General features: G+C 65.5%; 26 protein-coding genes. 2 read left to right on the top strand and 24 right to left on the bottom strand.

The window, feature by feature from the left end:
* Positions 1 to 3: 3 nt before the first annotated feature.
* The 3 genes from argJ to DFR40_RS13835 form a co-directional block, all read right to left on the bottom strand.
* Positions 4 to 1,230, bottom strand: a complete 1,227-nt coding sequence (gene argJ / locus DFR40_RS13845; protein WP_121459096.1) for a bifunctional glutamate N-acetyltransferase/amino-acid acetyltransferase ArgJ — start codon at positions 1,228 to 1,230, stop codon at positions 4 to 6.
* 59 nt (positions 1,231 to 1,289) lie between these two features.
* Positions 1,290 to 3,995, bottom strand: a complete 2,706-nt coding sequence (secA, locus tag DFR40_RS13840) for a preprotein translocase subunit SecA (RefSeq protein WP_121459095.1) — start codon at positions 3,993 to 3,995, stop codon at positions 1,290 to 1,292.
* 102 nt (positions 3,996 to 4,097) lie between these two features.
* Positions 4,098 to 5,021 (bottom strand): M23 family metallopeptidase, encoded by a 924-nt coding sequence (locus DFR40_RS13835; protein ID WP_245985691.1) that lies wholly within the window; start codon positions 5,019 to 5,021, stop codon positions 4,098 to 4,100.
* Between the two features lie 10 nt (positions 5,022 to 5,031).
* On the opposite strand from DFR40_RS13835, the gene DFR40_RS13830 reads away from it, so the two are divergent.
* Complete coding sequence (locus DFR40_RS13830; protein WP_170160232.1) at positions 5,032 to 5,466, top strand: DciA family protein; 435 nt, start codon at positions 5,032 to 5,034, stop codon at positions 5,464 to 5,466.
* Here the strand turns inward: DFR40_RS13830 and DFR40_RS13825 are convergent.
* The 21 genes from DFR40_RS13825 to DFR40_RS13725 form a co-directional block, all read right to left on the bottom strand.
* Positions 5,453 to 5,641, bottom strand: coding sequence for a hypothetical protein (locus tag DFR40_RS13825; RefSeq protein ID WP_121459092.1), 189 nt, complete (start codon positions 5,639 to 5,641; stop codon positions 5,453 to 5,455). The genes DFR40_RS13830 and DFR40_RS13825 overlap by 14 nt on opposite strands.
* A 6-nt stretch (positions 5,642 to 5,647) precedes the next feature.
* Positions 5,648 to 6,562 carry a UDP-3-O-acyl-N-acetylglucosamine deacetylase gene (lpxC, locus tag DFR40_RS13820; protein WP_121459091.1) on the bottom strand — a complete coding sequence of 305 codons (915 nt, stop codon included), beginning with the start codon at positions 6,560 to 6,562 and terminating at the stop codon, positions 5,648 to 5,650.
* A 91-nt stretch (positions 6,563 to 6,653) separates the two neighbouring features.
* Positions 6,654 to 7,835 carry a cell division protein FtsZ gene (ftsZ, locus tag DFR40_RS13815; RefSeq protein WP_121459090.1) on the bottom strand — a complete coding sequence of 394 codons (1,182 nt, stop codon included), beginning with the start codon at positions 7,833 to 7,835 and terminating at the stop codon, positions 6,654 to 6,656.
* Between the two features lie 35 nt (positions 7,836 to 7,870).
* A complete protein-coding gene (gene ftsA, locus DFR40_RS13810) occupies positions 7,871 to 9,100 on the bottom strand; it encodes a cell division protein FtsA (RefSeq protein ID WP_121459089.1) in 1,230 nt (409 codons plus the stop codon).
* Positions 9,101 to 9,104: 4 nt separating this feature from the next.
* Positions 9,105 to 9,845 (bottom strand): cell division protein FtsQ/DivIB, encoded by a 741-nt coding sequence (locus DFR40_RS13805; protein ID WP_121459088.1) that lies wholly within the window; start codon positions 9,843 to 9,845, stop codon positions 9,105 to 9,107.
* 8 nt (positions 9,846 to 9,853) lie between these two features.
* On the bottom strand, positions 9,854 to 10,759 hold the full coding sequence (locus DFR40_RS13800) for a D-alanine--D-alanine ligase (RefSeq protein ID WP_121459087.1): 906 nt from the start codon (positions 10,757 to 10,759) through the stop codon (positions 9,854 to 9,856).
* Positions 10,756 to 12,147: a UDP-N-acetylmuramate--L-alanine ligase gene (gene murC, locus DFR40_RS13795; RefSeq protein ID WP_121459086.1), complete on the bottom strand. Its 1,392-nt coding sequence runs from the start codon at positions 12,145 to 12,147 to the stop codon at positions 10,756 to 10,758. The genes DFR40_RS13800 and murC overlap by 4 nt, the downstream gene beginning before the upstream one ends.
* The gene (gene murG, locus DFR40_RS13790) at positions 12,144 to 13,202 is read right to left on the bottom strand and encodes an undecaprenyldiphospho-muramoylpentapeptide beta-N-acetylglucosaminyltransferase (RefSeq protein ID WP_121459085.1); all 1,059 of its coding nucleotides are present in this window, start codon (positions 13,200 to 13,202) and stop codon (positions 12,144 to 12,146) included. The genes murC and murG overlap by 4 nt, the downstream gene beginning before the upstream one ends.
* Before the next feature lie 103 nt (positions 13,203 to 13,305).
* A complete protein-coding gene (gene ftsW, locus DFR40_RS13785; protein ID WP_121459084.1) occupies positions 13,306 to 14,469 on the bottom strand; it encodes a putative lipid II flippase FtsW in 1,164 nt (387 codons plus the stop codon).
* The gene (gene murD / locus DFR40_RS13780; protein WP_121459083.1) at positions 14,466 to 15,818 is read right to left on the bottom strand and encodes a UDP-N-acetylmuramoyl-L-alanine--D-glutamate ligase; all 1,353 of its coding nucleotides are present in this window, start codon (positions 15,816 to 15,818) and stop codon (positions 14,466 to 14,468) included. Before murD ends, ftsW begins: the two co-directional genes overlap by 4 nt.
* Positions 15,818 to 16,921, bottom strand: a complete 1,104-nt coding sequence (gene mraY, locus DFR40_RS13775) for a phospho-N-acetylmuramoyl-pentapeptide-transferase (RefSeq protein ID WP_121459082.1) — start codon at positions 16,919 to 16,921, stop codon at positions 15,818 to 15,820. Before mraY ends, murD begins: the two co-directional genes overlap by 1 nt.
* Complete coding sequence (locus DFR40_RS13770; RefSeq protein WP_121459081.1) at positions 16,921 to 18,288, bottom strand: UDP-N-acetylmuramoyl-tripeptide--D-alanyl-D-alanine ligase; 1,368 nt, start codon at positions 18,286 to 18,288, stop codon at positions 16,921 to 16,923. Before DFR40_RS13770 ends, mraY begins: the two co-directional genes overlap by 1 nt.
* Entirely contained in the window at positions 18,285 to 19,760 is a 1,476-nt protein-coding gene (locus DFR40_RS13765; protein WP_121459080.1) for a UDP-N-acetylmuramoyl-L-alanyl-D-glutamate--2,6-diaminopimelate ligase, read from the bottom strand. Before DFR40_RS13765 ends, DFR40_RS13770 begins: the two co-directional genes overlap by 4 nt.
* A complete protein-coding gene (locus DFR40_RS13760) occupies positions 19,760 to 21,508 on the bottom strand; it encodes a peptidoglycan D,D-transpeptidase FtsI family protein (protein ID WP_121459079.1) in 1,749 nt (582 codons plus the stop codon). Before DFR40_RS13760 ends, DFR40_RS13765 begins: the two co-directional genes overlap by 1 nt.
* Complete coding sequence (gene ftsL, locus DFR40_RS13755; RefSeq protein WP_121459078.1) at positions 21,508 to 21,780, bottom strand: cell division protein FtsL; 273 nt, start codon at positions 21,778 to 21,780, stop codon at positions 21,508 to 21,510. Before ftsL ends, DFR40_RS13760 begins: the two co-directional genes overlap by 1 nt.
* On the bottom strand, positions 21,780 to 22,706 hold the full coding sequence (gene rsmH / locus DFR40_RS13750; RefSeq protein WP_121459077.1) for a 16S rRNA (cytosine(1402)-N(4))-methyltransferase RsmH: 927 nt from the start codon (positions 22,704 to 22,706) through the stop codon (positions 21,780 to 21,782). The genes ftsL and rsmH overlap by 1 nt, the downstream gene beginning before the upstream one ends.
* Positions 22,703 to 23,149 (bottom strand): division/cell wall cluster transcriptional repressor MraZ, encoded by a 447-nt coding sequence (gene mraZ / locus DFR40_RS13745; protein ID WP_121459076.1) that lies wholly within the window; start codon positions 23,147 to 23,149, stop codon positions 22,703 to 22,705. Before mraZ ends, rsmH begins: the two co-directional genes overlap by 4 nt.
* Positions 23,150 to 23,474: 325 nt before the next feature.
* Positions 23,475 to 24,206: a DsbC family protein gene (locus tag DFR40_RS13740; RefSeq protein ID WP_121459075.1), complete on the bottom strand. Its 732-nt coding sequence runs from the start codon at positions 24,204 to 24,206 to the stop codon at positions 23,475 to 23,477.
* A 9-nt stretch (positions 24,207 to 24,215) separates the two neighbouring features.
* Positions 24,216 to 25,379: a UbiH/UbiF family hydroxylase gene (locus DFR40_RS13735; RefSeq protein WP_121459074.1), complete on the bottom strand. Its 1,164-nt coding sequence runs from the start codon at positions 25,377 to 25,379 to the stop codon at positions 24,216 to 24,218.
* A gap of 30 nt (positions 25,380 to 25,409) precedes the next feature.
* A complete protein-coding gene (locus DFR40_RS13730; protein WP_121459073.1) occupies positions 25,410 to 25,823 on the bottom strand; it encodes a hypothetical protein in 414 nt (137 codons plus the stop codon).
* 57 nt (positions 25,824 to 25,880) lie between these two features.
* Positions 25,881 to 26,180, bottom strand: a complete 300-nt coding sequence (locus DFR40_RS13725) for an HU family DNA-binding protein (RefSeq protein ID WP_076091975.1) — start codon at positions 26,178 to 26,180, stop codon at positions 25,881 to 25,883.
* 294 nt (positions 26,181 to 26,474) lie between these two features.
* Between DFR40_RS13725 and DFR40_RS13720 the strand changes: the two genes are divergently transcribed.
* Positions 26,475 to 26,621, top strand: a 147-nt coding sequence (locus tag DFR40_RS13720) for a redoxin domain-containing protein (RefSeq protein WP_147431341.1), incomplete at its 3' end; no start/stop codon positions are given.

The following is a 26,621-nucleotide window of genomic DNA, read 5'->3' as shown; positions in this document are numbered from 1 at the left end:
GGCTTACGAGCGGTAGTCGGCGTTGATCTTGACGTAGTCGTACGAGAAGTCGCAGGTGTAGACCTTGGCCGCCGCGTCGCCGCGACCGAGCGCGACACGCACGGTGATCTCGGCCTGCGCCATCACCCGGGCGCCGTCGGCTTCCTGGTAGGCGGCGGCACGACCACCGTTTTCGGCAACCAGCACGTCGTCCAGCCAGACCTTGACGGCATCGACATCGAGGTCGGCGATGCCGGCATAGCCGACGGCGGCGAGGATGCGGCCGAGGTTGGGGTCGGAGGCGAAGAAGGCGGTCTTGACCAGCGGCGAATGACCGATGGCGTAGCCGACCTGGCGGCATTCCTCGATCGTTTTGCCGCCCTCGACGGCGACGGTGATGAACTTGGTGGCGCCTTCGCCGTCGCGGACGATGGCCTGCGCCAGCTCGACCGACACGGCAACGATCGCCGCCTTGACCTCGGCCCAGCCGGCGTCGCTTGCTGCGGCGAAGCTGGCGCCCGACTGGCCGGTGGCGATCATCACGTAGGAATCGTTGGTCGAGGTGTCGCCATCGACGGTGATGCAGTTGAACGAAGCGTCGGCCGCTTCCTTGACCAGCTGGTCGAGCAGCGGCTGGGCGATGCCGGCGTCGGTGGCGAGGAAGCCGAGCATGGTCGCCATGTTCGGCCGGATCATGCCGGCGCCCTTGGAAATGCCGGAAATCGTGATTTTCCTGCCGTTGACCGTGAGCGTCCGCGAGGCCGCCTTGGCCACCGTGTCGGTAGTCATGATGCCGTGCGCGGCAGCGTGCCAGTTGTCCGCCTTGAGATCGGCGAAGACCGCCGGCAGGCCGGCCTTGATCCGTTCGACCGGCAGCGGTTCGAGAATGACGCCGGTGGAGAACGGCAGCACCTGTTCCGCCGCCACGCCGAGCAGTTCGCCGACCGCCTCGCAGGTCTGGCGGGCGGTCTGGCGGCCGGGCTCGCCGGTGCCGGCGTTGGCGATGCCGGTGTTGATCACCAGGGCGCGGATTTCCTGGCCGCTCGCCAGATGCTGGCGGCACAGCTGGACCGGCGCGGCGCAGAAGCGGTTCTGGGTGAACACGCCGGCCACCGTGCAACCGGCGTCGAGGGCGACCAGCGTCAGGTCGCGGCGGTTCTTCTTGCGGATTTCGGCTTCGGCGACGCCGAGACGGACGCCGGCCACGGCGAACAGTTGATCGGCGGTCGGGGTGGCGTAATTGACGGGCATGGCAGGGGCTCCAACAGCATCAAGGCACCGCGAAGGGTGCCTTGGGGGTTATTCGATGTTCAGGACAGTTTACCGTGACAGTGCTTGTATTTCTTGCCGGAACCGCAGGGGCAGGGATCGTTGCGCCCGACCTTGGGCCCGTTCTCGACCGGCTGGTTGGCCTCGCCGCTCTCGTCGGCCAGCGCTTCGTCGTAATCGGCATGCTGGTACTTGACGTTGCTGACGTCGGCGTGCGGCGCGGTTTCCTCGACGTCTTCCGGCGAGCGGATCTGCACGGTGAAGACGACGCGGGTGACCTCGCGGCGGACCTGGTCGAGCATCGTCTCGAACAGCTCGAAGGACTCGCGCTTGTATTCCTGCTTCGGGTTCTTCTGCGCGTAACCGCGCAGGTGGATGCCCTGGCGCAGGTGGTCGAGCGCGGCCAGGTGCTCGCGCCAGTGGGTGTCGAGACTCTGCAGCATGACGTTGCGCTCGAACTGGCGGAAGGTGGTTTCACCGACCAGCGCGACCTTGTCCTGGTAGGCCTGATCGGCGCCTTCATTGATGCGGGCGAGGATTTCCTCGTCGGTCAGCGTCGGCTCGGCCTTGACCCAGTCGGCAACCGGCGGCGCGATCAGCAGGTCGCCGGCGAGGGCACGCTGCAGGCCGTCGAGGTCCCACTGCTCCTCGACCGACTCGGCCGGCACATGCAGGCGGAAGATCTCGGCGATCACGCTCTGGCGCATCGCGCTGATCGTCTCGCCGATGTCCTCGGTCTCGAGCAGTTCGTTGCGCTGCTGGTAGATGACCTTGCGCTGGTCGTTGGCGACGTCGTCGTATTCGAGCAGTTGCTTGCGGATGTCGAAGTTGCGGGCCTCGACCTTGCGCTGCGCCGATTCCAGCGAGCGGGTCACGAGCGGGTGCTCGATGGCCTCGCCTTCCGGCATTTTCAGCTTGTCCATGATGGCGCGCAGGCGCTCGCCGGCGAAGATGCGCAGCAGCGGATCGTCGAGGCAGAGGTAGAAGCGCGACGAACCGGCGTCGCCCTGGCGACCGGCGCGGCCACGCAGCTGGTTGTCGATGCGGCGCGACTCGTGGCGCTCGGAACCGATGATGTGCAGACCGCCGGCGGCGAGCACGGCTTCGTGCACCGTCTGCCATTCGGCCTTCATCTCGGCGACCTTGGCGTCGCGGGCTTCCGCTGACAGCGTTTCGTCGGCGCGGACGGCGTCGAGCAGCTTCTCGATGTTGCCGCCGAGGACGATGTCGGTACCGCGGCCGGCCATGTTGGTGGCGATCGTGATCATCCCCGGCCGGCCGGCCTGGGCGACGATCTCGGCTTCGCGGGCGTGCTGCTTGGCGTTGAGCACCTGGTGCGGCAGCTTTTCCTTGTCGAGCAGCGCCGACAGCAATTCAGACGATTCGATCGAGGTGGTGCCGACCAGTACCGGCTGGCCGCGCTGCGCGCAGTCCTTGATATCGGCGATGATCGCCGCGTGCTTCTCTTCGGCCGTCTTGTAGACCAGGTCGTTCATGTCCTTGCGCGACATCGGCCGGTTGGTGGGGATGACGACGGTTTCCAGGCCGTAGATCTGCTGGAATTCGTAGGCTTCGGTGTCGGCGGTGCCGGTCATGCCGGCGAGCTTGCCGTACATGCGGAAGTAGTTCTGGAAGGTGATCGAGGCCAGGGTCTGGTTTTCCGCCTGGATCTTGACGCCTTCCTTGGCCTCGACCGCCTGGTGCAGGCCGTCGGACCAGCGGCGGCCGGCCATCAGGCGACCGGTGAATTCGTCGACGATGACCACTTCGCCGTTCTGGACGACGTAGTGCTGATCCTTGTTGAACAGCGTCAACGCACGCAGCGCCGCGTTCAGGTGGTGCATCAGCGTGATGTTGGCGGCGTCGTAGAGGCTGCTGCCCTCGGCCAGCAGACCGGCCTCGGCGAGCAGGGTCTCGGCGCGCTCGTAGCCGGCTTCGGAGAGGTGCACCTGGTGGCCCTTCTCGTCGACCCAGTAGTCGCCCTCGCCGTTCTCTTCCTGGGCGCGGACCAGTTGCGGAACGACGTCCTTCATCCGCAGGTAGAGATCGGTGTGGTCGTCGGCCTGGCCGGAAATGATCAGCGGCGTGCGCGCCTCGTCGATCAGGATCGAGTCGACTTCGTCGACGATGGCGTAGTTCAGGCTGCGCTGGACGCGCTGGTCGGCGGCGTAGACCATGTTGTCGCGCAGGTAGTCGAAGCCGAATTCGTTGTTGGTGCCGTAGGTGATGTCAGCGGCGTAGGCTGCCTGCTTGGCCTCGTGATCCATCTGCGACAGGTTGACGCCGACGGTCAACCCGAGAAAACGGTGCAATTTGCCCATCCAGGCCGCATCGCGGCTGGCCAGGTAATCGTTCACGGTGATCACGTGCACGCCCTTGCCGGAAATCGCGTTGAGGTAGGACGGCAGCGTCGCCACCAGCGTCTTGCCTTCACCGGTACGCATTTCGGCGATCTTGCCGTAGTGCAGGACCATGCCGCCGATCATCTGGACATCGAAATGGCGCATCCCGAGCGCCCGCTTGCCGGCTTCGCGGACCACGGCAAAGGCTTCCGGCAACAGGTCGTCGAGCGACTCGCCGGCAGCATGGCGCTGGCGGAATTCGTCGGTCTTGGCCCGCAGCTGCTCGTCGGTCAGCGCCGAAATCTGCGGCTCGAGCGCATTGATGCGCTTGACGTTCTGGGAGTACTGCTTGATCAGCCGGTCATTGCGGCTGCCGAAAATCTTTTTGAGGAGGCCGGATATCATCGCGATGAAGTAAGGACTTGCGCAGGCGCGGCAAGGAAGCGGCGATTCTAGCACGGCCGCCCGGGACGGCGGCGGCGGCTCGCCGCCGGAAAGGAGTCGGCCTCAGCGGCGCGGCAGGGCGGCGTGGCCGTCGCCACGCTTGAGGAAGGTAACCGGATTCTGCGGCACGCCCAGCATGCGCACCTCGAAGTGCAGGTGCGGACCGGACGAGCGCCCGGTACTGCCGACCGCGCCGATGCGCTCGCCGCGACGGACGATCTGCGACTCGGCGACATCCATCTTCGACAGGTGAGCATAGCGCGAGAGCAGGCCGTCGCCGTGGTCGACGTCGATCATGTTGCCGAATTCGGGATGATAGGCGGCGGTCACGACCACACCGTCGGCCGCGGCGACCACCGGCGTTCCGCTCGGCGCCGAGAAATCGAGGCCGTCGTGCCGCGAGCGCAGGCCGGCGAACGGATCGTTGCGATAGCCGAAGCCGGAGCCGATGACCGCATTGCGCACCGGCAGCGTCGTCGGCATCAGGCGCTCCTCGATCCGCTTTTCCAGCAGGTGGAATTCCATGAAGGCCAGCTCCTCGGCGCGCTGCTCGACGGCCGACGCCAGGCGCTCGATTTCCTGCTGCAACTCGCTCGCCGACATCGGCGCCGGCAGGAAGGGGCCACCCTGCCCCGGCTTCGCCTCGCCCTCGGCGGGCAGCTTGCGCTTGATCCCGGCCAGGTCGGAAACACGGTTGCCGAGCGTATCGAGCTGCAGCAGGCGACCCTGCAATTCACCCAGCCGGGTCGCCATCAGGTTCAGGTTGTTGGTGATGTAGTCGCGGGTCTGGCGGGTTTCCTGCTGCTGGATCGAGACCAGGATGCTGTCCACGATCGGCAGGCGGAAATGCAGCGACATCATCGAGAACAGCGCCGAGACCAGGAACACCAGGGCGAAGAAGACGGCCACCGCCCCGATCACGTGGCGAGGCATAATGGTGATCGTGCGCGCCGAGCTCAGATGGCGCGAAACAATGATGATCTGCACGGAACCTCCTATGTACAAAGCGCCCCAGCAATACCTCGACGCCGATGCCGCAACCGGCCGGGTCATGGCCCATGCGCGGCAACTGATGAAGCTGGCCAGCCGTTTCGACGCTGTTGCCCCCGGCGCCTTGCGCCATGCAGCGCATGTCGCGAACTACAAGTCGGGGAAAGTGGTTATCCACGCCGACAACGGCGCGGTCGCTGCCAAGCTACGCCAGATGAACCGGCGACTTTGTGGCGAATTATCGATTGAGGGGATGGAGTGTAACGACATCGAGGTCAAAGTTCAACCTCGACAAACACCTGTGCGATCAACGACTTCCACACTCAAGCCGATCTCCGGCAAAACTGCCGGATTATTGCGGTCGACCGTCAACATGCTGCCCCAGGGCGCCTTGCGCACGGCGCTCGACACATTGTTGCAGCGCGCCGCTATACGGGAATGACCGCCAGTCGCTCGACGAACATCAGGGCAAAGACCAGCAGCGCGAAAACGATGCCATAACGGAACAAGCGGCCGCTGAAGGCGAGGTATTCGCGGCGGCCGGTAAATGCGTAGAGGAGCAGGCCGGCGCCGACGGCAATGACGAGAATGGCCGCCAGCAGGCGCAGCAGCCACATGGCGGATCAGGCTGCCTGGGCCAGCCAGCGGGTGACGCCCTGCGGCGCCCGCTCGGCCTCGCCGAAGCTGACCAGTTCCCAGGCGTCCTGCTGCACCAGCAGCGCCCGCGCCAACTGGTTGTTCAGGGCGTGGCCGCCCTTGTGCGAGGAGTAAGCGGCCAGCAAGGGATGGCCGATCAGGTAGAGGTCGCCAACGGCATCGAGGATCTTGTGCTTGACGAACTCGTCGCCGTAGCGCAGCCCGTCCTGGTTGAGGACGCGGAACTCGTCGAGGACGATCGCGTTCTCCAGTCCGCCGCCGAGCGCCAGGCCGTTCTCGCGCAGGTATTCGACTTCCTGCATGAAACCGAAGGTGCGCGCCCGCGACACTTCGCGGACGTAGGACTGCTCTGCGAAATCGATTTCCGCCTGCTGTGCCGACTTGTCGATCGCCGGGTGGTTGAAGACGATCGAAAAAGCCAGCTTGTAGCCCTCGTAGGGCTCGAAGCGCGCCCATTTGTCGCCGTCACGGACTTCGATCGGGCGGGTGACGCGGATGAACTTCTTGGCCGCATTCTGTTCTTCGATGCCGGCCGACTGGATCAGGAAGACGAAAGGCGCAGCCGAGCCGTCGAGAATCGGGACTTCCGGCGCGTCGATGTCGATCCAGGCATTGTCGATGCCGAGGCCACAGAGCGCCGACATCAGGTGTTCGATGGTACCGACCTTGACCCCGTCGCGCTCCAGGCAGGAACACATGCGGGTGTCGCCGATCAGGACCGCTTGCGCGGGAATGTCGACCGGTTCGGGCAGATCAACGCGACGGAAGACGATACCGTTATCCGGTGCGGCCGGGCGCAAGGTCAGGTTGACCTTGACACCGCCATGCAGACCGACGCCCGAGGCGTGGATCACGGTCTTCAGCGTGCGTTGCTTCAGCATTGTTGTTTTAAGTCTTTGAATGATTGGGGAAGGCGGCGCATTTTAACACAATGCGCCGCCACCCTTTTTCAGAGAGAGCTTTTGTTACAGGTCAGTCGGCCTGCTTTCTCAGGAAGGCCGGGATGTCGTAGCGATCGACACCGCTGTTGGCCAGCGCCTCGACGGTGACGTTGCGCTTGCGGACCACGGCCGGGACGTCGGCGATCTGGTTGTAGTCGATGGCCGGCGAACTGCTGAAGGCGACCGCATCATGCGTGCCGGTAGCGACGGCTTCGACGATCGGGGTGTTGATCACCTCGAAGGTCTGACGCTTGGCGGCAGCCTGGCCGAGGCCGGTGGCGACGACGGTGACGCGCAGCGCATCGCCCATCAGTTCGTCGTACACGGCGCCGAAGATGATGTGCGCGTCGTCGGCAGCAAAGGCCTTGACGGTGTTCATCACTTCGTTGACTTCCTTCATCTTCAGGTTGCCCTTGGCGGCGGTGATGTTGACCAGCACGCCGCGTGCGCCGGACAGGTTCACACCCTCGAGCAGCGGCGAGGCAACAGCCTGCTCGGCAGCGATGCGCGCCCGGTCGACGCCGGCAGCGGCGGCCGAACCCATCATCGCGCGGCCCATCTCGCCCATCACCGTGCGCACGTCTTCGAAGTCGACGTTGACCAAGCCCGGGTAGGTAATGATTTCGGCGATGCCGCCGACCGCGTTCTTGAGCACGTCGTCGGCCGCCTTGAAGCAATCGTCGACATCCGCGTCGTCGCCCATGACTTCCATCAGCTTGTCATTGAGGATGACGATCAGCGAATCGACATGCTTGGAGAATTCGGCGATGCCGGCTTCCGCCGACTTCATCCGCTTGCCGCCCTCGAAACTGAACGGCTTGGTCACCACGCCGACGGTCAGGATGCCCATTTCACGGGCAATCTCGGCGACCACCGGGGCGGCACCGGTACCCGTGCCGCCGCCCATGCCGGCGGTGATGAAGGCCATGTGCGAACCTTCCAGCGCGGCGCGAATTTCGTCGCGGTGCGCGTCGGCCGCCATCTTGCCGGCTTCCGGCTTGGCGCCGGCCCCCAGGCCGCTCTTGCCGAGCGACAGCTTGGACGATGCGGCATTGCGGGCAAGTGCCTGCGCATCGGTATTGGCGGCAATGAACTCGACCCCGTTCACGCCCTCGCGAATCATGTGCTCGATGGCATTGCCACCGGCGCCCCCGACCCCGAACACCTTGATGATGGTGCCGAGTTCTTCTTCCTTCTCGATGATTTCAAACATGACGACCTCCTCTGAAAAAACCGTTCAAAAACAAATCAAAAATTCTTGGAAAACCATTGCTTCATGCTGGAGAAGACATCGCGGATGCCCTGCTTCTCCTGAATCTTCTGTCCCCGCTTGCGCTGCGCCTGGGCCTCGAGCAGCAGGCCGAAGGCGGTCGAGAAGCGCGGGTTCTGGACGACGTCGGACAGGCTGCCGTCGTACTTCGGATTGCCCAGGCGAACCGGCATGTGGAAGATTTCCTCGCCGAGCTCGACCATGCCGGGCATGACGCTGGCGCCACCGGTGAGGACGATGCCGGACGACAGGACTTCCTCGAAACCGGCGCGGCGCAGTTCGTTCTGGATCAGCTCGTAGAGTTCCTCGACGCGCGGCTGGATCACGTCGGCCAGCGCGCGGCGGCTCAATTTCCGGCTCGGACGGTCGTCGACCCCTGCCACATCGAGGTTTTCCGAAATGTCGGCAAGTTGCGCCAGGGCACAACCGTACTTGCACTTGATGTCTTCGGCCTCGCGGGTCGGCGTGCGCAAGGCCATCGCGATGTCGTTGGTGATCTGGTCACCGGCGATGGGAATCACCGAGGTATGGCGGATCGCGCCCTGCGTCCACACGGCGATGTCGGTGGTGCCGCCGCCGATGTCGATCAGGCAGACGCCGAGATCCTTCTCGTCCTCGGAGAGCACCGCGTAGCTCGACGCCAGCGGCTGCAGCACCAGGTCGTTCACTTCCAGGCCGCAGCGGCGCACGCACTTGACGATGTTCTGCGCCGCCGAGACGGCGCCGGTGACGATGTGCGTCTTCACTTCGAGGCGCATGCCGCTCATGCCGATCGGCTCGCGGATGCCGTCCTGGCCGTCGATGACGAATTCCTGGGTGAGGATGTGCAGGATTTCCTGCTCGGCCGGGATCGGCATCGCCCGCGCCGTCTCGATGACACGATCGACATCGGCCGAGGTGACTTCCTTGTCCTTGATCGCGACCATGCCGTTCGAGTTGAAGCTCTTGATGTGGCTGCCGGCGATCCCGGTATACACGTGGCTGACCTTGCAGTCGGCCATCAGTTCGACTTCCTGGATGACGCGGCTGATCGTGTGCACCGTTTCCTCGATGTTGACCACGACCCCCTTCTTCAGCCCGCGCGAATCCTGCGAGCCCATGCCGATCACGCTCAGCCGTCCTTCGTGGTCGAGATCGGCGACCAGCGCGACGATCTTCGACGTTCCGATATCCAGGCCAACCACCAGATCCTTGTTGTCCCTGCTCATAGTCTTACTTTCCCTTCCCCTCGCCCGCGACCTTCATCGCGAAACCGTTCGGATATCTCAAATCCACGACCGCCGGGGTTACCGGCAAATTCGCCACCATCGACGGATAGACGTCGACAAAACGCTGCAAGCGCGCGCCCACCGGCGACTTCGGATGCTCCCGCCCGATCTCGATACGCATCCCGTTGTCCAGCTTCACCCGCCAGGCCAGACGCGGCGACAACGCCAGCTGCACCGGCCGCTGCTTGACCGCGGCAAAGGCGGCGGTGAACTCCGCATAGCGCGCCAGCACTTCCCGCGCCGTCCCCGGCGGCCCGGCCAGCAACGGCAACCCGGCCATCTCCGCCTCGGGCAGCAAGGCCGCGAAGACCTCGCCGTGGCTGTTGACCATCTCGGCATAACCTTCGCCCCAGCGTGCCAGCGGCCGATGCTCCTCGACCGCGATTTCCAGCGTCGCCGGCCAGACCCGCCGCACCTGCACCTTGCGCACCCAGGGCAGCTGCTCGAGCGCCACCCGCACCGCTTCCAGATCGAGACTGAAGAAGTTCCCGCGCAAGGCCGACGGCAGCACCTGCTCGATCTCGCCGCGGCGCGTGTGGGCCAGCGGCTCGGTAAACACCACCTGCTTGACCGGCAGCGACGGCACCCGCACCAGCCAGACGGCGCCCGCCGCCAGCAAGGCAGCCGCGGCGACCAGCATGAGCAGGTCGGCAAGCGCAGTCAGCAGTTGCGGTTTGTGCCACATTCATCGCCTCAGTCGTTGGCCGCCAGTTCGAGGACGCGACGCACCAGCGCCGGGTAGTCCATGCCCGCCGCCCGCGCGCCCATCGGCACCAGCGAGTGGTCGGTCATGCCCGGTGCGGTGTTCACTTCCAGGAAATAGTGGTTGCCCGCGTCGTCCATCAGGAAATCGACCCGCCCCCAGCCGCGCCCGTCGAGCATGCGGAAAGCCTCCAGTGCCTGGGCGCGGATCTGCATCTCCCGGGCTTCCGGCAGGCCGCAGGGGCACAGGTAGCGGGTGTCGTCGCGGTTGTACTTGGCTTCGTAGTCGTACCATTCGGTCGCCGGCTCGATCTTGATGATCGGCAGGACCTGGTCGCCGACGATGCCGACCGTGTATTCGCCGCCCATCACGCCCTTTTCGGCGATCACCAGCGGGTCGTGGCGGGCCGCCTCGAGATAGGCAGCCTTCAGCTCGCCCGGCGCCTTGACCTTGGTCACCCCGATCGACGAACCTTCGCGCGCCGGCTTGACGAACAGCGGCAGGCCGAGTTCTTCCTCGATATCGGCAAAATCCGAAGCGGCGCTGAGCAGCGCATATTCGGGGATCGGCAAGCCGGCCGCCTGCCACATCAGCTTGGTGCGGAACTTGTCCATGGCCAGCGCCGAGGCGAGCACGCCGGAGCCGGTGTAGGGAATGTGCATGACTTCAAGCGCGCCCTGGATCGTCCCGTCCTCGCCATGGCGCCCGTGCAGGGCGATGAAGGCGCGGTCATAGCCCTTCAGCGCGTCGAGCGGCTGCTCGGCCGGATCGAAGGCGTGGGCGTCGATGCCCTGGCCCAGCAGGGCGGCCAGCACGCGCGCACCGCTGTTCAGGGAAACCTCGCGCTCGGCGGAAGTTCCGCCGAAGAGGACTGCGACCTTGCCGAAACCGCTCATTTGCCTTCCACCAGTTTGCCGGGCACCGCACCGATCGAACCGGCGCCCATGGTCAGTACCACGTCGCCATCGCGGGCGACATCCATGATCGTTTGCGGCATCGCCGCGATATCTTCGACGAACACCGGCTCGACCTTGCCGCCGACGCGCAACGCGCGCGCCAGCGAACGGCCGTCGGCGGCGACGATCGGCGCCTCGCCGGCGGCATAGATTTCTGCCAGACAAAGCGCGTCGACCGTGGACAACACCTTGACGAAGTCCTCGAAGCAGTCGCGGGTGCGCGTGTAGCGATGCGGCTGGAAAGCCAGCAGCAGGCGCCGACCGGGGAAGGCGCCGCGGGCCGCGGCCAGCGTCGCTGCCATTTCCACCGGGTGATGGCCGTAGTCGTCGACCAGCGTGAAGCTGCCGCCGGCTGGCAGCGCAACTTCACCGTAGCGCTGGAAACGGCGGCCGACGCCCTTGAACTCGGCCAGCGCCTTGACGATCGCCGCGTCGGCGACACCGACCTCGGTGGCGACGGCGATCGCCGCCAGCGCATTGAGCACGTTGTGCAGGCCCGGCGTGTTCAGGGTGATCGCCAGGCGCGAGGTGGTGCCATTGACGCGGACGCAGGTGAACCGCATGCGGGCGCCGTCGGCGACGATGTCCTCGGCGTAGAAGTTCGATTCCGGGCTCAGCCCGTAAGTGACGATCTGCTTGCTCACCTGCGGCATGATCGCGCGCACGTTGGCGTCGTCGCTGCAGAGCACGGCAACGCCGTAGAACGGCAGGCGGTTGAGGAAATCGACGAAGGCCCCCTTGAGCCGCTCGAAATCGTGGCCGTAGGTTTCCATGTGGTCGGCGTCGATGTTGGTGACCACCGAAATCACCGGCGACAGGAAGAGGAAGGAAGCGTCCGACTCGTCGGCCTCGGCCACCAGGAAATCGCCGCCGCCCAGCCGCGCGTTGGCGCCGGCGGCATTGAGACGGCCGCCGATGACGAAGGTCGGATCGATGCCGCCTTCGGCCAGGATGCTGGTGACCAGACTGGTCGTCGTCGTCTTGCCGTGGGTACCGGCGATGGCGATGCCGCGCTTGAGGCGCATCAGTTCGGCCAGCATCTGCGCCCGCGGCACCACCGGGATGCGCTTTTCGCGGGCGGCGACGACTTCCGGATTGTCTTCCTTGACCGCCGTCGACACCACCACCGCATCGGCACCGGCAATGTTGCCGGCGGCGTGGCCGATGGTGACCCGCACGCCCTCGCCTTCGAGCCGGCGCGTCGTGGCGCTGGCGGCGAGGTCGGAGCCGCTGACCGTGTAGTCGAGGTGGGCGAGGACTTCGGCGATGCCGCTCATGCCCGAGCCGCCGACGCCGACGAAGTGGATGTGTTTGACCTTGTGCTTCATTTGGCAATTTCCATGCAGAGCCGGGCCACGTCGGCGGTGGCCTCGGGCTTGGCCAGGCTGCGGGCCTTTTCGGCCATTTCCAGCAGTTGACCGCGAGAGTAGTTGCGCACCAGCGCCACCGCTTCCGGCGTCAGTTCGCTTTGCGGCAGCAGGAAGGCGCCGCCGACATTGACCAGGAAGCGGGCGTTGCCGGTCTGGTGATCGTCCACCGCATGCGGGAAGGGCACCAGGATGCTGGCCACGCCGACCGCCGCCAGTTCGGCCACGGTCAACGCGCCGGAACGGCAAATAACCAGATCGGCCCATTCGTAGGCGCCGGCCATGTCCTCGATGAACGGCACGCAGTGGGCCTGGACGCCAACCGCGGCATAGGCGGCCTTGAGTGCCTCGATGTGTTTTTCGCCGGCCTGATGGACGATCTGCGGCAACTGGTCGGCGGCGAGCAGCGACATGCCCTTGGGCACCGCCTCGTTGAGCGCCTGGGCGCCCAGACTGCCGCCGATCACCAGCACGCGCAGGGCGCCGTCGCGACCGGCAAAGCGCTCGGCCGGCGGCGCCAGCGCGGCGATTTCCGGACGCACCGGATTCCCCAGCCACAAGCCCTTCTTGAGCACCTCGGGAAAACCGCTGGCAATGCGGTCGGCGACACCGGCGAGCACGCGGTTGGCCAGGCCGGCGACCGAATTCTGCTCGTGCAGCACCAGCGGGATGCCGCTCAGTGCCGCCATCATGCCGCCCGGGAAGGTGATGTAGCCGCCCATGCCGAGGACCACGTCCGGCCGCACCTGACGGATCGCCTTGAGCCCCTGCCAGAAACCGCGCAGCAGGTTGACCGGCAGCAGCAGCTTGCGCAGCAGCCCCTTGCCGCGCAATGCCGAGAATTTCACCCAGACCATCTCGAAGCCGTGTTGCGGCACCAGGCGGGCTTCCATGCCTTCCGGGTTGCCGAGCCAGACGACGCGCCAGCCGGCATCGCGCATCCGGTGCGCGACGGCAAGCGCCGGGAAAATGTGGCCGCCAGTCCCGCCGGCCATGATCATGATGGTTTTGCTCATAATTTGCCTCCGCGACCTAACTGGCGGTTTTGGCTACGGCCGGGCTGCGCCCTTAACTTGCTGCGCAAGTTAGCCTGCGCCGAAACAGGCAACGCGAACGTGGTCATAGTTTTCCACCTCGCATGAGTTGCCTGTTTTCCCAATCCACCCGCAGGAGAATGGCCAGCGCCACGCAGTTGGCGAGGATGCCCGAACCGCCGAAGCTCATCAGCGGCAGGGTCAGGCCCTTGGTCGGCAGCAGGCCGACGTTGACGCCCATGTTGATGAAGGACTGCACGCCCATCCAGATACCGATGCCCATCGCCACCAGCGCCGGGTAAAGGCGGTCGAGCTGGACGCACTGGCGGCCGATGGCGAAGGCTCGCTGGACGAGGACGGCGAACAGCAGGATCACGGTCAACACGCCAACGAAGCCCAATTCCTCGCCGATCACCGCAAGCAGGAAATCGGTATGGGCTTCCGGCAGGTAGAACAGCTTTTCGACGCTGGCGCCGAGCCCGACGCCGAACAGTTCGCCGCGCCCGAAGGCGATCAGCGAATGCGACAGCTGATAGCCGCGGCCGAAGGCGTCGGCCCACGGATCCATGAAGCCGAAGATGCGGTCGCGCCGGTACGGCGAGACGATGATCATGATCGCGAAGGCGATCAGCAGGCCGATGATCAGCAGCGCGAACATCCGCGCCTTGAGGCCGCCGAGGAAGAGGATGCCCATGGCGATCGAGATGATCACGACGAAGGCGCCGAAGTCCGGCTCCTTGAGCAACAGGATGCCGACCAGCGCCATCGCCCCGAACATCGGCAGGAAAGCCTGCTTCAGGTCGTGCATGACGTTGATCTTGCGGATCGTGTAATCGGCGGCATAGAGCACCGCGAACAACTTCATCAGTTCGGACGGCTGCAGGTTGGCGAAGCCGAGCGGCAGCCAGCGGCGGGCACCATTGACGTCGCGGCCGATGCCGGGAATGAGGACGATCGCGAGCAGGACGACACCGACCATGAACAGGATCGGCGCATATTTCTGCCAGGTGGTCAGTGGCAGCTGGAAGGCGACGGCGCCGGCGACCAGGCCGATGCACAGGAAGATCGCGTGGCGGATCAGGTAGTAGCCGGGCTGGTGGTTGGTGAAACGGCCGGCCTCGGCAATCGCGATCGACGCCGAATAGACCATCACCAGGCCGCCGAGCAGCAGCACCAGGGCCGACCAGAGCAGGGCATGGTCGATCTCGGCGACCTGGCGGCGCGGCATGTCGAGAGCCGAGAGCATCATTGCGGCAACCCTCCGACAGCATCGATGAAGGCCTGCGCGCGGTGCGCGTAGTTACGGTACATGTCGAGGCTGGCACAGGCCGGCGACAGCAGCACGCAGTCGCCCGGCTCGGCGCGGGCGGCCAGCCAGCGGACGGCGGCATCCATGTCGGCGACGATGGCCGTCGGCACGCCGCAGCCCTCGATGGCCATGCCGATCGCCGCCGCGTCGCGGCCGATCAGCGCCACCGCACGACCGTGCACGGTCAACGCCGCCTTCAGCGGCAAAAAGTCCTGACCCTTGCCGTCGCCACCGAGGACGATGGCGACCTTGCGCCCCATGCCCTCGATCGCCGCCAGCGTGGCACCGACGTTGGTGCCCTTGGAATCGTCGACATAAAGCACACCACCGATCTCGGCCACGGTCTCGACCCGGTGCGGCAGACCGCGGAAGCTTTTCAGCGGCTCGACCAGGCGCTGCGGCGCGACGCCGACGGCCTCGCACAGCGCCAGCGCGGCCATCGCGTTGGCGGCATTGTGCAGCCCGCTCAACTGCAGATCGGCCAGCGCGACCAGGGCCTCGCCGCCGCGCACGATGGCGCCGCCGACCAGTCCGTAATCGGTCGCACGCGGCGCCGGGTTGAGGCCGAAGGTGAGCATCTTGCGGCCACAGCGGCCGTTGGCCATCGACCAGTCGTCGTCGCGGTTGAGGATCAGCGTCCCCTTGCCCTGGAAGACACGCGACTTGGCGGCGGCGTACTCGGCCAGGCTGCCGTTGTAGCGGTCGAGGTGATCTTCCGAGAGATTGAGCACGGTCGCCGCCGCGGCGTTCAGGTGATGCGTCGTTTCCAGCTGGAAGCTCGACAGTTCGAGCACCCAGACGGCCGGCAGCTGGCCGGCGTCCTGGGCGTCCATCAGCGCGTCGAGTGCCGACGGCGAGATGTTGCCACAGGCAATCGCCGGGACGCCGGCACCGTTGAGCAGGTGGGCGGTCAGCGCGGTGGTGGTGGTCTTGCCGTTGCTGCCGGTGATGGCGACGATCTGCGAGTCGGGCACCTGCGCGCGCACACCGGCGGCGAACAGTTCGATTTCCGAGATCAGCGGCAGGCCGCAGGCGGCAATCGGCGGCGTCGCCTTGGCCACACCCGGCGACAGGGCGACCACCTCGCAAGCGGCGAAGGTGGCGGGCGCAAATTCGCCGACGAGCAGTTCGGCGCCCGGGGCGACGGCCTGCAAGGCCTCGACGTTGGGCGGGTTGCTACGCGAGTCGGCGACCCGCACAAACGCACCCTGGCGATGCAGCCACTTGGCCATCGCCAGTCCGGACTCGCCGAGTCCGATCACCAGAACGCGTTTGCCCTTGAGTTCCATCAGCGCAGCTTCAAGGTTGCCAGCCCGATCAGGACCAGCATGATGGTGATGATCCAGAAGCGGACGACAACCTGCGTCTCCTTCCAGCCCGTTTGTTCGAAGTGGTGATGCAGCGGCGCCATGCGCAGGATGCGCCGACCCTCGCCGTATTTCTTTTTGGTGTACTTGAACCACGACACCTGCAGCATCACCGACAGCGTCTCGACGACGAAAACGCCGCCCATGATGAAGAGGACGATTTCCTGACGGACGATCACGGCGACCGTGCCCAGCGCGGCACCGAGCGCCAGCGCGCCGACGTCGCCCATGAAGACTTCGGCCGGATAGGCGTTGAACCACAGGAAGCCGAGCCCGGCGCCGGCAATCGCCCCGAGCAGGATGCACAATTCGCCGGCGCCCGGGACATAGGGAATCAGCAGGTACTTGGCATACACCGCGTTGCCGGTGACGTAGGCGAAGATGGCGAAGGCCGAGGCGATCATCACCGTCGGCATGATCGCCAGGCCGTCGAGGCCGTCGGTCAGGTTCACCGCATTGCTGGTGCCGACGATGACGAAATAGGTCAGCACGATGAAGCCGACGATGCCGAGCGGATAGGCGACGCTCTTGAAGAAGGGCACGATCAGCTCGGTCTGCGCCGTCGATGTCGCCGAGAAGGCGAGGAAGAGCGCGGCGCCGGCGCCGAGCACCGACTGCCAGAAGAACTTCCAGCGGCTGGCCAGCCCGTTCGGGTCGCGATAGACGACCTTCTTCCAGTCGTCGTACCAGCCGATGATGCCGAAGCCGAGCGTGACGACGAGCACGGTCCACACGTATTTGTTGGACAAATCGCCCCACAGCAGCGTCGTGATGCCGATCGCGATCAGGATCAGCACGCCGCCCATGGTCGGCGTTCCCGACTTGACCAGGTGCGTCTGCGGCCCGTCGGTACGCACCGCCTGGCCGATCTTCTTGGCCGCCAGCCAGCGGATCACGCGCGGACCGGCGGCGAAGGAAATGAGCAGCGCGGTCATCGCCGCGAGCACGGTGCGCAGCGTGATGTAGTTAAAGACATTGAAGAAGCGAATGTCCTGCGCGAGCCATTGGGCAAGGGCCAAAAGCATCAGTGATTCTCCCCGGACGCGGCGGCCAGCGCATCGGCCACCCGTTCCATTTTCATGAAGCGCGAACCCTTCACCAGGACGGTGGTTTCCGGGCCCAATTCCTTGTCGACCGCGACAATCAACTTGTCGACATTGCAAAAGTGACGGGCGCCCTCGCCGAAGTTGCGCACCGCCTGCTGGCTGGCGTCGCCGAGCGCGAACAGGCGGTCGATGCCCTGGCTCTTGGCGTAACCGCCGATCTCGTCGTGATACTGGCCGCTGGCCTCGCCGATCTCGCCCATGTCGCCGAGAACCAGGACCTTGCGGCCGACGGTGGCGGCAAGCACGTCGATGCCGGCGCGCACCGAATCCGGGTTGGCGTTGTAGGTGTCGTCGAGGATCTGCGCGCCGTTGCGTCCACTACGCCGCTGCAGCCGCCCCTTGACGCCGGAGAAGGCTGCCAGGCCGGCAGCCACCGCGCTCAGCGGCAAGCCGGCGGCAAGACAGGCGGCTGCCGCGGCAAGCGCGTTGCGGGCGTTGTGCCGACCGGGAATGGCCAGCGTGAATTCGATCTCGCCTTCCGCCGCCTGCAGTACCAGCGCGCTTTCCAGGCCGTGCTGACGCAACGTCGCCCGGACGTCGGCCGGTTGGTCGATGCCGAAACTGCGCACCGGCTGGCTACCGACCTGTTCGCGCCAGAAACCGGCGTAGGCGTCGTCGGCGTTGATCACGGCGATGCCGTCGGCGGGCAGGCCGGCGAAGATCGTGCCCTTTTCGCGGGCGACTTCGTCGAGGTCGCCCATGCCTTCGAGATGCGCACGCTGGGCATTGGTCACCAGGGCCACGGTCGGCGCACCGATGCGGGTCAGATAGCCGATCTCGCCGGGATGGTTCATGCCCATCTCGATCACCGCGGCACGATGCGTCGCGTCAAGGCCGAGCAGCGTCAGCGGCAGGCCGATGTCGTTGTTGAAGTTGCCGCGCGTCGCCAGCACCGCATCGCCAAAAGCGGCCTTGAGGATGGCGGCGATCATTTCCTTGGTCGTCGTCTTGCCGTTCGAGCCGGTGACCGCGATCACCGGCAACGAAAACTGACGGCGCCAGGCGGCGGCCAAGCGACCGAGCGCCAGCCGCGTGTCGTCGACGACCACGGCAGAGGCGCCGGCGGGAACACGGCCGGCGTCGGCAACCAGCAGCGCGGCAGCGCCGGCGGCCAGCGCCGGCTCGAGGAAGTCGTGGGCGTCGAAGCGCTCACCGCGCAAGGCGATGAACAACTGGCCGGAGGCCACCGCCCGGGTATCGGTGGACACCCCGGCGATCCGGCAGTCGCTGCCGAGCAGTTGGCCGCCGACGGCAGCGGCGACTTGCGACAATTGCCAGGCGATCATGCAGCCACTCCCGTGCGTTCGCGGCGCAGGCTCAGGGCCGCCTGCGCTTCGGCCAGGTCGGAGAACGGCAGGCGCTGACCGCCGATCTCCTGGTAATCCTCGTGCCCCTTGCCGGCGAGCAGGATCACGTCGTGGTCGGCGGCTTCGGCAACCGCCCGGCGGATGGCCAGCGCCCGGTCGGGCTCGACCTCGGCATGCACCAGGCCACCCAGGATCGCCTCGATGATGGCCGCCGGCGACTCGCTGCGGGGGTTGTCGCTGGTCACCATGACACGGTCGGCGCCGGCTTCGGCAACGCCGCCCATCTGCGGCCGCTTGCCCTTGTCGCGATCGCCGCCGCAACCGAACACCACCGCCAGCTTGCCGCCGCGAGCACCGGCCAGCGGTCGCAGAGCGGCGAGCGCGTTGGCCAGCGCGTCCGGGGTATGCGCATAATCGACGACGATCAGCGGTTCGCCGCTGCCACCAAGCCGCTCCATCCGTCCGGGCGGCGGCGTCAGCTCGGAAAGGCGGCGTCCGATCTCGGCCGGCATGACGCCGGCGTCGTGCAGGACGGCAGCACAGGCGAGCAGGTTGGCAACGTTGTAGCGGCCGACCAGCGCCGTATCGACCATCGCCCGGCCGTTCGGCAGGACGATCTCGAAACGCTGGCCGAAAGGTGTATCGACCAGGTTCTCGGCACGCACCAGCGCGGGAAAATCGCGGCGCAAGGGCTGCATCGAATAGCCGATCACCCGCATCGCCTCGGTTTCCCGCATCAGGTGCAGGCCGAACTCGTCGTCGATGTTGATCACCGCGGTACGCAGGCGCGGCCAGCGGAACAGCTTTTCCTTGGCGGCGGCATAGGCTTCCATGCTGCCGTGGTAGTCGAGATGGTCGCGGGTCAGGTTGGTGAATACCGCGACATCGACGCGCAGGCCGTTCATTCGCCCTTCCTCGATGCCGATCGAGCTCGCTTCGAGGGCGCAGGCGGCGGCCTTGCGGCTGCGGAAATCGGCCAGGTAGCGCATCAGCGTGGTCGCTTCCGGCGTCGTGAAGCCAGTCGGCGACAGTTCGTCGGCGAAGCCGGCGCCGAGCGTGCCGACCACCGCGCAGGGGCGCGGATAGGCACGACCAAGGCATTGACTGACCGTGGTCTTGCCGTTGGTCCCGGTGATCGCGATCAGCGACATGCCCTCGCTGGGATGCCCGTAGATCGCGTGCGCCAGCGGCCCGGCCAGCGGGCGCAGGGCGTCGACGCTGAAGTGGGTCACGGTCCACGCCGGATTCCAGGCAAAATCGCCCCCCGGCTGCCAGACCACCGCCCGCGCCCCGCGTGCCAGCGCGTCGGCGATATAGGCGCGGCCATCGGCAAGATCGCCGGGGTAGGCAAGGAAGAGATCGCCCGGGCGGACCTGGCGGCTGTCGTCGGCAACGCCGCTCGGCTCGACGCCAAGACTTTCGAGACGATCGAGGATTTCACGCGGCGTCATCACATCCGCCCCTTTCCATCATTCATGGCCGCCACCTGGACCGGCGCATCGGGCGCGATGCCGAGCGTGCGCAGCGCGCCGCCCATCACGTTGGCGAACACCGGACCGGCGATCTGGCCGCCGTAGTACTGGCCACCGCTCGGCTCGTCGATCATCACGGCGACAACCAGGCGGGGATTCGAAATCGGGGCGATGCCGACGAAGGAGGCGATGTACTTGTTGGCGTAGACGCCGCCTTCGAGCTTGTGCGCGGTACCGGTCTTGCCGCCGACGCGGTAGCCGGGCACCGCTGCCTTGGGCGCAGTGCCACCGGGGCCGACGACCATCTCGAGCATCGCCCGCATCTCGCGCGCGGTCTGCGCCGAAAAGACCTCGGCGCCACGCACCACCGGCTGGTCGACGCGCAGCAAGGACACCGGCGCCAGATCGCCGTCGCGCGCGAAGACGGTATAGGAACGGGCGAGCTGGATCAGGCTGACCGAAATGCCGTGACCGTAGGACATCGTCGCCTGCTCGATCGGACGCCAGCTCTTCCAGGGCCGCAGGCGACCGCCGACCTCGCCGGGGAAACCGAGTTGCGGCGCCTTGCCGAACCCGAGCCGGTCGAACATGTCCCACATCGACTCGGCCGGCATGCTCAGCGCCATCTTGGTGGTACCGACGTTCGACGACTTCTGGACGACCTGGGCGACCGTCAGCTCCCCATGCGGATGCGAATCGCTGATCACCGCGCGACCGATGGTGATGCGCCCGGGCGCGCAATCGATCACCGTGTCGTAGCGGTACTTGCCCTTCTCCAGACCGAGGGCGACGGTAAACGGCTTGAGCGTCGAACCCGGCTCGAAGGTATCGGTGACGGCGCGGTTGCGCAACTGCTCGCCGGACAGCTTGGCGCGGTTGTTCGGGTTGTAGGTCGGCCAGTTGGCAAGCGCCAGCACTTCGCCGGTACGGGTATCGAGAACGACGATGCCGCCGCCGCGGGCATTGTGCTCGGCGACGGCGTTCTTCAGGTGGCTGTAGGCGAGATACTGGATCTTGGCATCGATGGCCAGGGCGATGTCGCTGCCATCGCGCGGCGGCCGCGTCGCGCCGACATCCTCGATGATGTTGCCGCGCCGGTCGCGGATCACCGTCCGCGCCCCGGGGCGGCCAAGCAGGCTTTGCTGGAAGGCCAGTTCGACGCCCTCCAAGCCTTTGTCGTCGACGCCGGTGAAACCGACCAGGTGGGCGGTCATGTCGCCCGCCGGGTAATAGCGGCGATATTCCTTTTCCTGATGGATGCCGGGCAACTTGAGCGCGGCGATCTGCTCGGCGGTCTGCGGCGGCACCTGACGCTTGATGAAGACGAAGGTCTTTTCGGAAGCCAGGCGGGCATCGAGTTCGCGCGGCTTGAGCTCGACCAGTTGCGCCAGCAGGCGCTTCTGCTCGGCACTCATCGTCCGCGCATCGCCGGGAATCGCCCAGATCGAGCGCATCGGCGTCGACACCGCAAGCATGTCGCCATGGCGGTCGGTGACCTTGCCGCGCGAGGCCGAGATTTCGATGTCGCGCAGGTAGCGCGAGTCGCCCTTTTCCTGGAGGAAGTCGTTATTGATCACCTGCAGGTAGAAGGCCCGCAGCAGCAGCGCGAAAAAGGCCGCCATCAACAGCAGGCCAACCATGCGCGAACGCCAGCCCTGCAGGGCCAGTTGCAGGACCGGGCTCTCGGCGTAGCGGTGGCCGCGTTGCGGGCGACGACGGACGACCATCAGCGCGCCCCCTGCCCGGCGACAGCCGCCGGCGACAGCGGCGGCGGTGCCACCATGCGCAGACGCTCACGGGCGATCTTCTCGACCCGCGGATGTGTCGCCCAGGTAGACATCTCGATCTGCAGCTGACCGTACTCGACCTCGAGCTGACGCACTTTTTCCTGCTCCGCCTCGAGCGCCTGGAAGAGCTTGCGACCGCGATGCTGGGCAGTGACCACGGCGAGCGCGCAGAGCACGACGATCATCAGGAGGACGAGATTGAGGCGGAACATCAGACTTTCTCCGCCACCCGCATCACCGCACTGCGCGCACGCGGATTGGCGGCGACCTCGGCGGCGCTCGCCTTGACCGGCTTGCCGATCAGGCGCAGCTTCGGCTGCGGCAACTGGTCGGCGCGCAAGGGCAGCCCCTTGGGCAGGGCATCCGCGGTCGACTGCGCGCGCATGAAGTTTTTCACGATGCGGTCTTCGAGCGAATGAAAGGAAATCACCACCAACCGGCCACCGGGCTTGAGCAACTCAAGCGCCTGCGGCAAGGCTACCTCCAGCTGGCGGAGCTCTTGATTGATATGAATCCGTAGAGCTTGAAAGCTGCGCGTCGCCGGGTCCTGCCCTGGCTCACGGGTGCGCACGGCCTCGCGTACGAGGGCCGCGAACTGAGCTGTTGTGACAATTGGTTGTTCGACCCGAGCAGCCACAACCTTCTTTGCAATCTGGAAAGCAAACCGTTCTTCGCCATAATTTCTGATGACCTCCGTAATTTCCCTCAAATCGGCCTGCGCCAGCCACTCGGCCGCCGTCTCGCCCTGCGTCGTATCCATCCGCATGTCGAGCGGCGCGTCATAGCGAAAGCTGAAACCGCGCTCCCCGTCGTCGATCTGCGGCGACGACACCCCTACGTCAAACAAAACCCCGTCAACCGCCGCCACCCCGGCCTCGGCCGCGGCTTCGGCCAGCTCACCGAATGCCCGATGTACCAACTGAAAGCGCCGATCGCCAATGGCCTCGCCGGCGAGAATCGCCTGTGGATCACGGTCGACCGCAACCAGGCGGCCGTTTTCACCCAGCCCGGCGAGAATGCGACGACTGTGGCCGCCACGACCAAAGGTCGCGTCCACGTAAACGCCGTCTTTCTTGATTGCCAGGGAATCGACCGCCTCTTCGAGCAGCACCGTGACATGGGCGCCGCCGGAACTCACAGCACGAGATCTCCAAGTCCGGCCGGCAGATCGCCGGTCAGGGCCTCGGCGGCCAGGTCGTTCTGCTCCTGCCAGCCCGCCTCGCTCCAGATTTCGAAGTGGCTGCCCATGCCGACCAGGTAAACGGTCTTTTCAAACTTGGCATAGGCCCGCAACTCGGGGGCAACGAGCAGCCGACCGGCTGAATCCGGCGCCTCGGTACGGGCATTGCCGACCATCACGCGCTTGATCGCCGCCGCCTTCGGATCGAGGCTCGACGCCTTCAGGATCTGGTCGCGGATCGGCTGCCAGGCCGGCGCCGGATAGAGCAGCAGGCAGCGGTGCGGATGCGCAGTCAGGACCAGCGAGCCCTCACCGGCAGCGAGCAGGACGTCACGGTGCCTGGCCGGAATGGCCAACCGTCCCTTCGCATCCAGGTTGAGTGCCGCAGCGCCCTCGAACATCCCCGTTTACCCACTTTTCAACACGTTTACCCACTTTAGAGGAAGGCATCCTTGACGTCAATAGCAAAAACGGGAATTTTTTCTTACGCAACAATGACTTATCGAGCTTTTCAGAGACAAAATTGCGATAATTTTTTCGTTTAAAATCAACGCCGACGAAACACACACTTAAAGTGAAACATCAGGAGTTTTCCCGAGCCAAAAAGCGACCCGGATGACATGAGCGGCGTGGGTTTTTGTGGCGAAAAAAAAAACGGCACGGACCTCCCGCAGGAGATCAACGTGCCGCTACCGGGCGAGCCGAACCGGCCCGCGCCGGAGGCTTTTATTTAGGCTGCGCCAGCTTCTGCTCGAGGACGTTCAGCGGCACCGCGCCAGGCACCCGCTCGCCGTCGGCGAAAACGATGGTCGGCGTGCCGGTGATATTGAGGCGGCGACCGAACTCGAGGTTGCGCGTGATCGCCGAGGTGTCGCAGTTGTCGCGACCGCCCGGCGTCTTGCCGTCGATGATCCAGTCGTTCCAGGCCTTGGCCCGGTCAGCCGAACACCAGATCTGGCGGGACTTCTTCAGCGAATCCTCGGAGAGGATCGGATAGAGGAAGGTATACACGGTGACGTTGTCGAGCTTCTGGATATCCTTGGCCAGGCGCTTGCAGTAGCCGCAATTCGGATCCTCGAACGTGGCCAGCACGCGCTTGCCGTCGCCGCGCACCTGCTTGACCGCGCGCTCCAGCGGCAGGTCGGAGAACTTGATCGCGGTCAGCTTGCGCAGGCGTTCCTCAGTGACATTGCGGTTGCTTTTCAGGTCGATCAGGTTGAGCGCCTGCTGGGAACGGATCATGTCGCCACCGATCAGCAAGGCGCTGACCTTGTCGTCGGTATAGAACAGGTGGCCGTCGGCGTAGATTTCGTACAGGCCGAAATAACCCGACTTCGTGACGCTTTCGACCTTGACGCCAAGGCGCGCCTCGACCGTCTTCTGGATGTCGGCCTCGTTGGCCGAGCAGGCAAGGGCAAACAGTGACAACGACAAGGCGGACAGGGTTTTGACGAACATTCGATTCTCCTAGATGGCCCCAAGGGCATAGCGCACCAGCAGGCTCTTGGCCATCGGCAGGCGGTTGGTCAGGTCGAGGCCGGCATTGCGCAAGGGGCGCAACAGCGACCAGCGCTGGGCAAAAAGGCGGCGCAGGCCGTCGGTAGTCGCCTGCATCAGGGCGATCTCCTCGCGCCGCGCCCGCTGATAGCCCTGCAGGAAACGCAAAGCCCCCGGATCCTCCCAGGGCTGTAGCGCCAGCAGGCGTTCGGCGAGTTCGCGCGCGTCGCGGAAACCGAGATTGATGCCATGCCCGGACAGCGGATGAATGCCATGTCCGGCATCGCCAACCAGCGCCAGACGGGGGCTGACGATCTCCGGCACGCGCATCAGTCGCAGGGGAAAGGCCGCCGCCGGCGTGATCAACTCGAGCTCGCCAAGGACATTGCCTCCCGCCGCACCGACCCGCTCGGCGAGCGCAGCAGGCGACAGTCCGCACAGGGCATCCGCATTCGCATCCGGCGTAGACCAGACGATCGAGATGCGGTTCCCCGGCAGCGGCAGCCAGGCCAGGACGCCATCGTCGCGGAACCATTGCCAGGCGACGTTGCGATGCGGCCTGGCAACGGTGAAATTGGCAACCACGCCTTTTTCGCCGTAATGCCGGTTGACCGCGCGCACTCCGCCGGCTTCGCGCACCCAGGAATCGCGGCCATCGGCACCGACCAGCAGCGGCGCCGACAGCACCTGGCCGTCGCCGAGGCGCAGGATCGTCGCTTCGGTGCGAAACTCGAGCGCCGCCGGATGCTGCGGACAAAACAACTGCAGATTGGCCTGGCGCTTGAGGTTTTCCCAAAGCTCGCAGGCCATCGCCGAAGACTCCAGGATGCAGCCGAGATCGGGCACATCGCTCTGAAAGGCCGAAAACTCGAGCTGCCCGCCGGCATCACCGAACACGCGCATGGCGTCGATCCGGGCGATGCGTTCGGGGTCGAGATGCTTCCAGACGCCGATCCGGCGCAGGAAATCGACATTGGCCGGACTCACCGCATAAATGCGCGCATCCCAGCCCTCGGAACGGCGCGGCACCTGCGCTTCGACCAGCGCGATGCGCAGGCGGCTGTCGCGCAAGGCGACGGCGAGACTGGCGCCGGCCAGGCCGCCACCGACAATGATCAGGTCAAAATGCTGCATGCCGGAACCGGCCGGAAAACAGTCGTCCGATCAAGCCGCTTCGCCGCCGGGCTTGCCGCCCTGGCGCGGACGACGATTATTCTTGGTCCGCGGACGATGCTTCTTCTGCTGCGCGTTGCCGGCACCGGCACCGGCGCCGGCATTCTGGTGATTGCCGCCACCCTGCTTGCCATGGCGCTGCTGGTTGTTGTGCCGCGGCTGCCCTGCGGGCGCCTCGTTGCCGGCGATGCGGTTGCCGGGCGCGAGCTGGATTTCCAGCTCGATGATTTCGTCCCACTGCTCGTCGCTACGATCCCGTTCGGGCACCGAGAGCAACTCGCGCAGGCGGCGACGCAGGTCGAGCGGCTGGAACTCCGGCGGCGGCGGTTCTGCCGGCGTGGTGTCGGGCGACTGGACTTCAGCCGGGACTTCTTCGATCTGGGTTTCGCTATTCGGATTGTTCATTGCAAAGTAAAAAGCGGAGTCCGTCAGAGACGGGCCCCGCATTCGATGGAACTTCGATTATTTCTTCTTGGCAGCGCTTTTCTTGGGCGCGACGGCAGCCTTGAAGGCGGTACCGGCCGTGAATTTCGGCACGGTCGTGGCCGGAATCTTCAACGTGGCGCCCGTCTTCGGATTCTTGCCGGTGCGCGCGGCGCGCTGGGCGGATTTGAAAGTACCGAAACCAACGAGCGTTACCGACTCGCCCTTGGCCACGGTCTTAACAACCGCGCCGATGATGGCCGACAGCGCCTTGTCTGCGGCGGCCTTGGTAATACCAGCTTCTTGTGCAGCAACTTCGACCAGCTCGGATTTATTCATCTAAGTGCCTCCTAGTTACCCAATCAAGTTAAGAAAACTGGCCGTTGGAACGGCAGCGAGGTAAAAGTAGCACACCTTTTCCCATTAGTGTTGGCCCGAAATGGCCTTATCAGCGCATTTCGCCGGTTTTTTTGCATTTCGCACAATGCCGCTGACAAGCCCCGGCAAGACGCCCGCGATTGACAAAAATAGCCCCGAACTATGTACCATATTTAAGCAATCAATTGGATCAATAATCCAGGCAGTTCTAAGATGTTCCTGTCGTAATTCCCAACCCCTCGAGGAGAAACCCACATGGCAATCATCAATACCAAGCTCAAGCCCTTCACCACCCAGGCCTACCACAACGGCAAGTTCGTCACCGTCTCGGATGCCGACCTCAAGGGCAAGTGGTCGGTGTTCTTCTTCTACCCGGCCGACTTCACCTTCGTCTGCCCGACC

Origin of the sequence: Azonexus fungiphilus, from assembly GCF_003634965.1 — a bacterium.
GTDB lineage: Bacteria > Pseudomonadota > Gammaproteobacteria > Burkholderiales > Rhodocyclaceae > Azonexus > Azonexus fungiphilus.
Note: the sequence above shows the minus strand (reverse complement) of the source record. Positions and strands in the feature narration are given on the sequence as shown.

Bases quoted from the DNA above. Each gene is read 5' to 3' on its own strand.
- DFR40_RS13725 (WP_076091975.1), bottom strand. From the start codon at position 26,180: ATGAATAAATCCGAGCTGGTCGAAGTTGCTGCACAAGAAGCTGGTATT.
- ftsA (WP_121459089.1), bottom strand. From the start codon at position 9,100: ATGAGCAGGGACAACAAGGATCTGGTGGTTGGCCTGGATATCGGAACG.
- DFR40_RS13735 (WP_121459074.1), bottom strand. From the start codon at position 25,379: ATGCAGCATTTTGACCTGATCATTGTCGGTGGCGGCCTGGCCGGCGCC.
- lpxC (WP_121459091.1), bottom strand. From the start codon at position 6,562: ATGCTGAAGCAACGCACGCTGAAGACCGTGATCCACGCCTCGGGCGTC.
- DFR40_RS13830 (WP_170160232.1), top strand. From the start codon at position 5,032: ATGTACAAAGCGCCCCAGCAATACCTCGACGCCGATGCCGCAACCGGC.
- DFR40_RS13800 (WP_121459087.1), bottom strand. From the start codon at position 10,759: ATGAGCGGTTTCGGCAAGGTCGCAGTCCTCTTCGGCGGAACTTCCGCC.
- DFR40_RS13730 (WP_121459073.1), bottom strand. From the start codon at position 25,823: ATGAACAATCCGAATAGCGAAACCCAGATCGAAGAAGTCCCGGCTGAA.
- murC (WP_121459086.1), bottom strand. From the start codon at position 12,147: ATGAAGCACAAGGTCAAACACATCCACTTCGTCGGCGTCGGCGGCTCG.
- DFR40_RS13740 (WP_121459075.1), bottom strand. From the start codon at position 24,206: ATGTTCGTCAAAACCCTGTCCGCCTTGTCGTTGTCACTGTTTGCCCTT.
- DFR40_RS13765 (WP_121459080.1), bottom strand. From the start codon at position 19,760: ATGACGCCGCGTGAAATCCTCGATCGTCTCGAAAGTCTTGGCGTCGAG.
- DFR40_RS13760 (WP_121459079.1), bottom strand. From the start codon at position 21,508: ATGGTCGTCCGTCGTCGCCCGCAACGCGGCCACCGCTACGCCGAGAGC.
- DFR40_RS13825 (WP_121459092.1), bottom strand. From the start codon at position 5,641: ATGTGGCTGCTGCGCCTGCTGGCGGCCATTCTCGTCATTGCCGTCGGC.
- ftsW (WP_121459084.1), bottom strand. From the start codon at position 14,469: ATGATGCTCTCGGCTCTCGACATGCCGCGCCGCCAGGTCGCCGAGATC.
- murD (WP_121459083.1), bottom strand. From the start codon at position 15,818: ATGGAACTCAAGGGCAAACGCGTTCTGGTGATCGGACTCGGCGAGTCC.
- secA (WP_121459095.1), bottom strand. From the start codon at position 3,995: ATGATATCCGGCCTCCTCAAAAAGATTTTCGGCAGCCGCAATGACCGG.
- murG (WP_121459085.1), bottom strand. From the start codon at position 13,202: ATGAGCAAAACCATCATGATCATGGCCGGCGGGACTGGCGGCCACATT.
- DFR40_RS13805 (WP_121459088.1), bottom strand. From the start codon at position 9,845: ATGTGGCACAAACCGCAACTGCTGACTGCGCTTGCCGACCTGCTCATG.
- DFR40_RS13770 (WP_121459081.1), bottom strand. From the start codon at position 18,288: ATGATCGCCTGGCAATTGTCGCAAGTCGCCGCTGCCGTCGGCGGCCAA.
- argJ (WP_121459096.1), bottom strand. From the start codon at position 1,230: ATGCCCGTCAATTACGCCACCCCGACCGCCGATCAACTGTTCGCCGTG.
- ftsZ (WP_121459090.1), bottom strand. From the start codon at position 7,835: ATGTTTGAAATCATCGAGAAGGAAGAAGAACTCGGCACCATCATCAAG.
- mraY (WP_121459082.1), bottom strand. From the start codon at position 16,921: ATGCTTTTGGCCCTTGCCCAATGGCTCGCGCAGGACATTCGCTTCTTC.
- ftsL (WP_121459078.1), bottom strand. From the start codon at position 21,780: ATGTTCCGCCTCAATCTCGTCCTCCTGATGATCGTCGTGCTCTGCGCG.
- mraZ (WP_121459076.1), bottom strand. From the start codon at position 23,149: ATGTTCGAGGGCGCTGCGGCACTCAACCTGGATGCGAAGGGACGGTTG.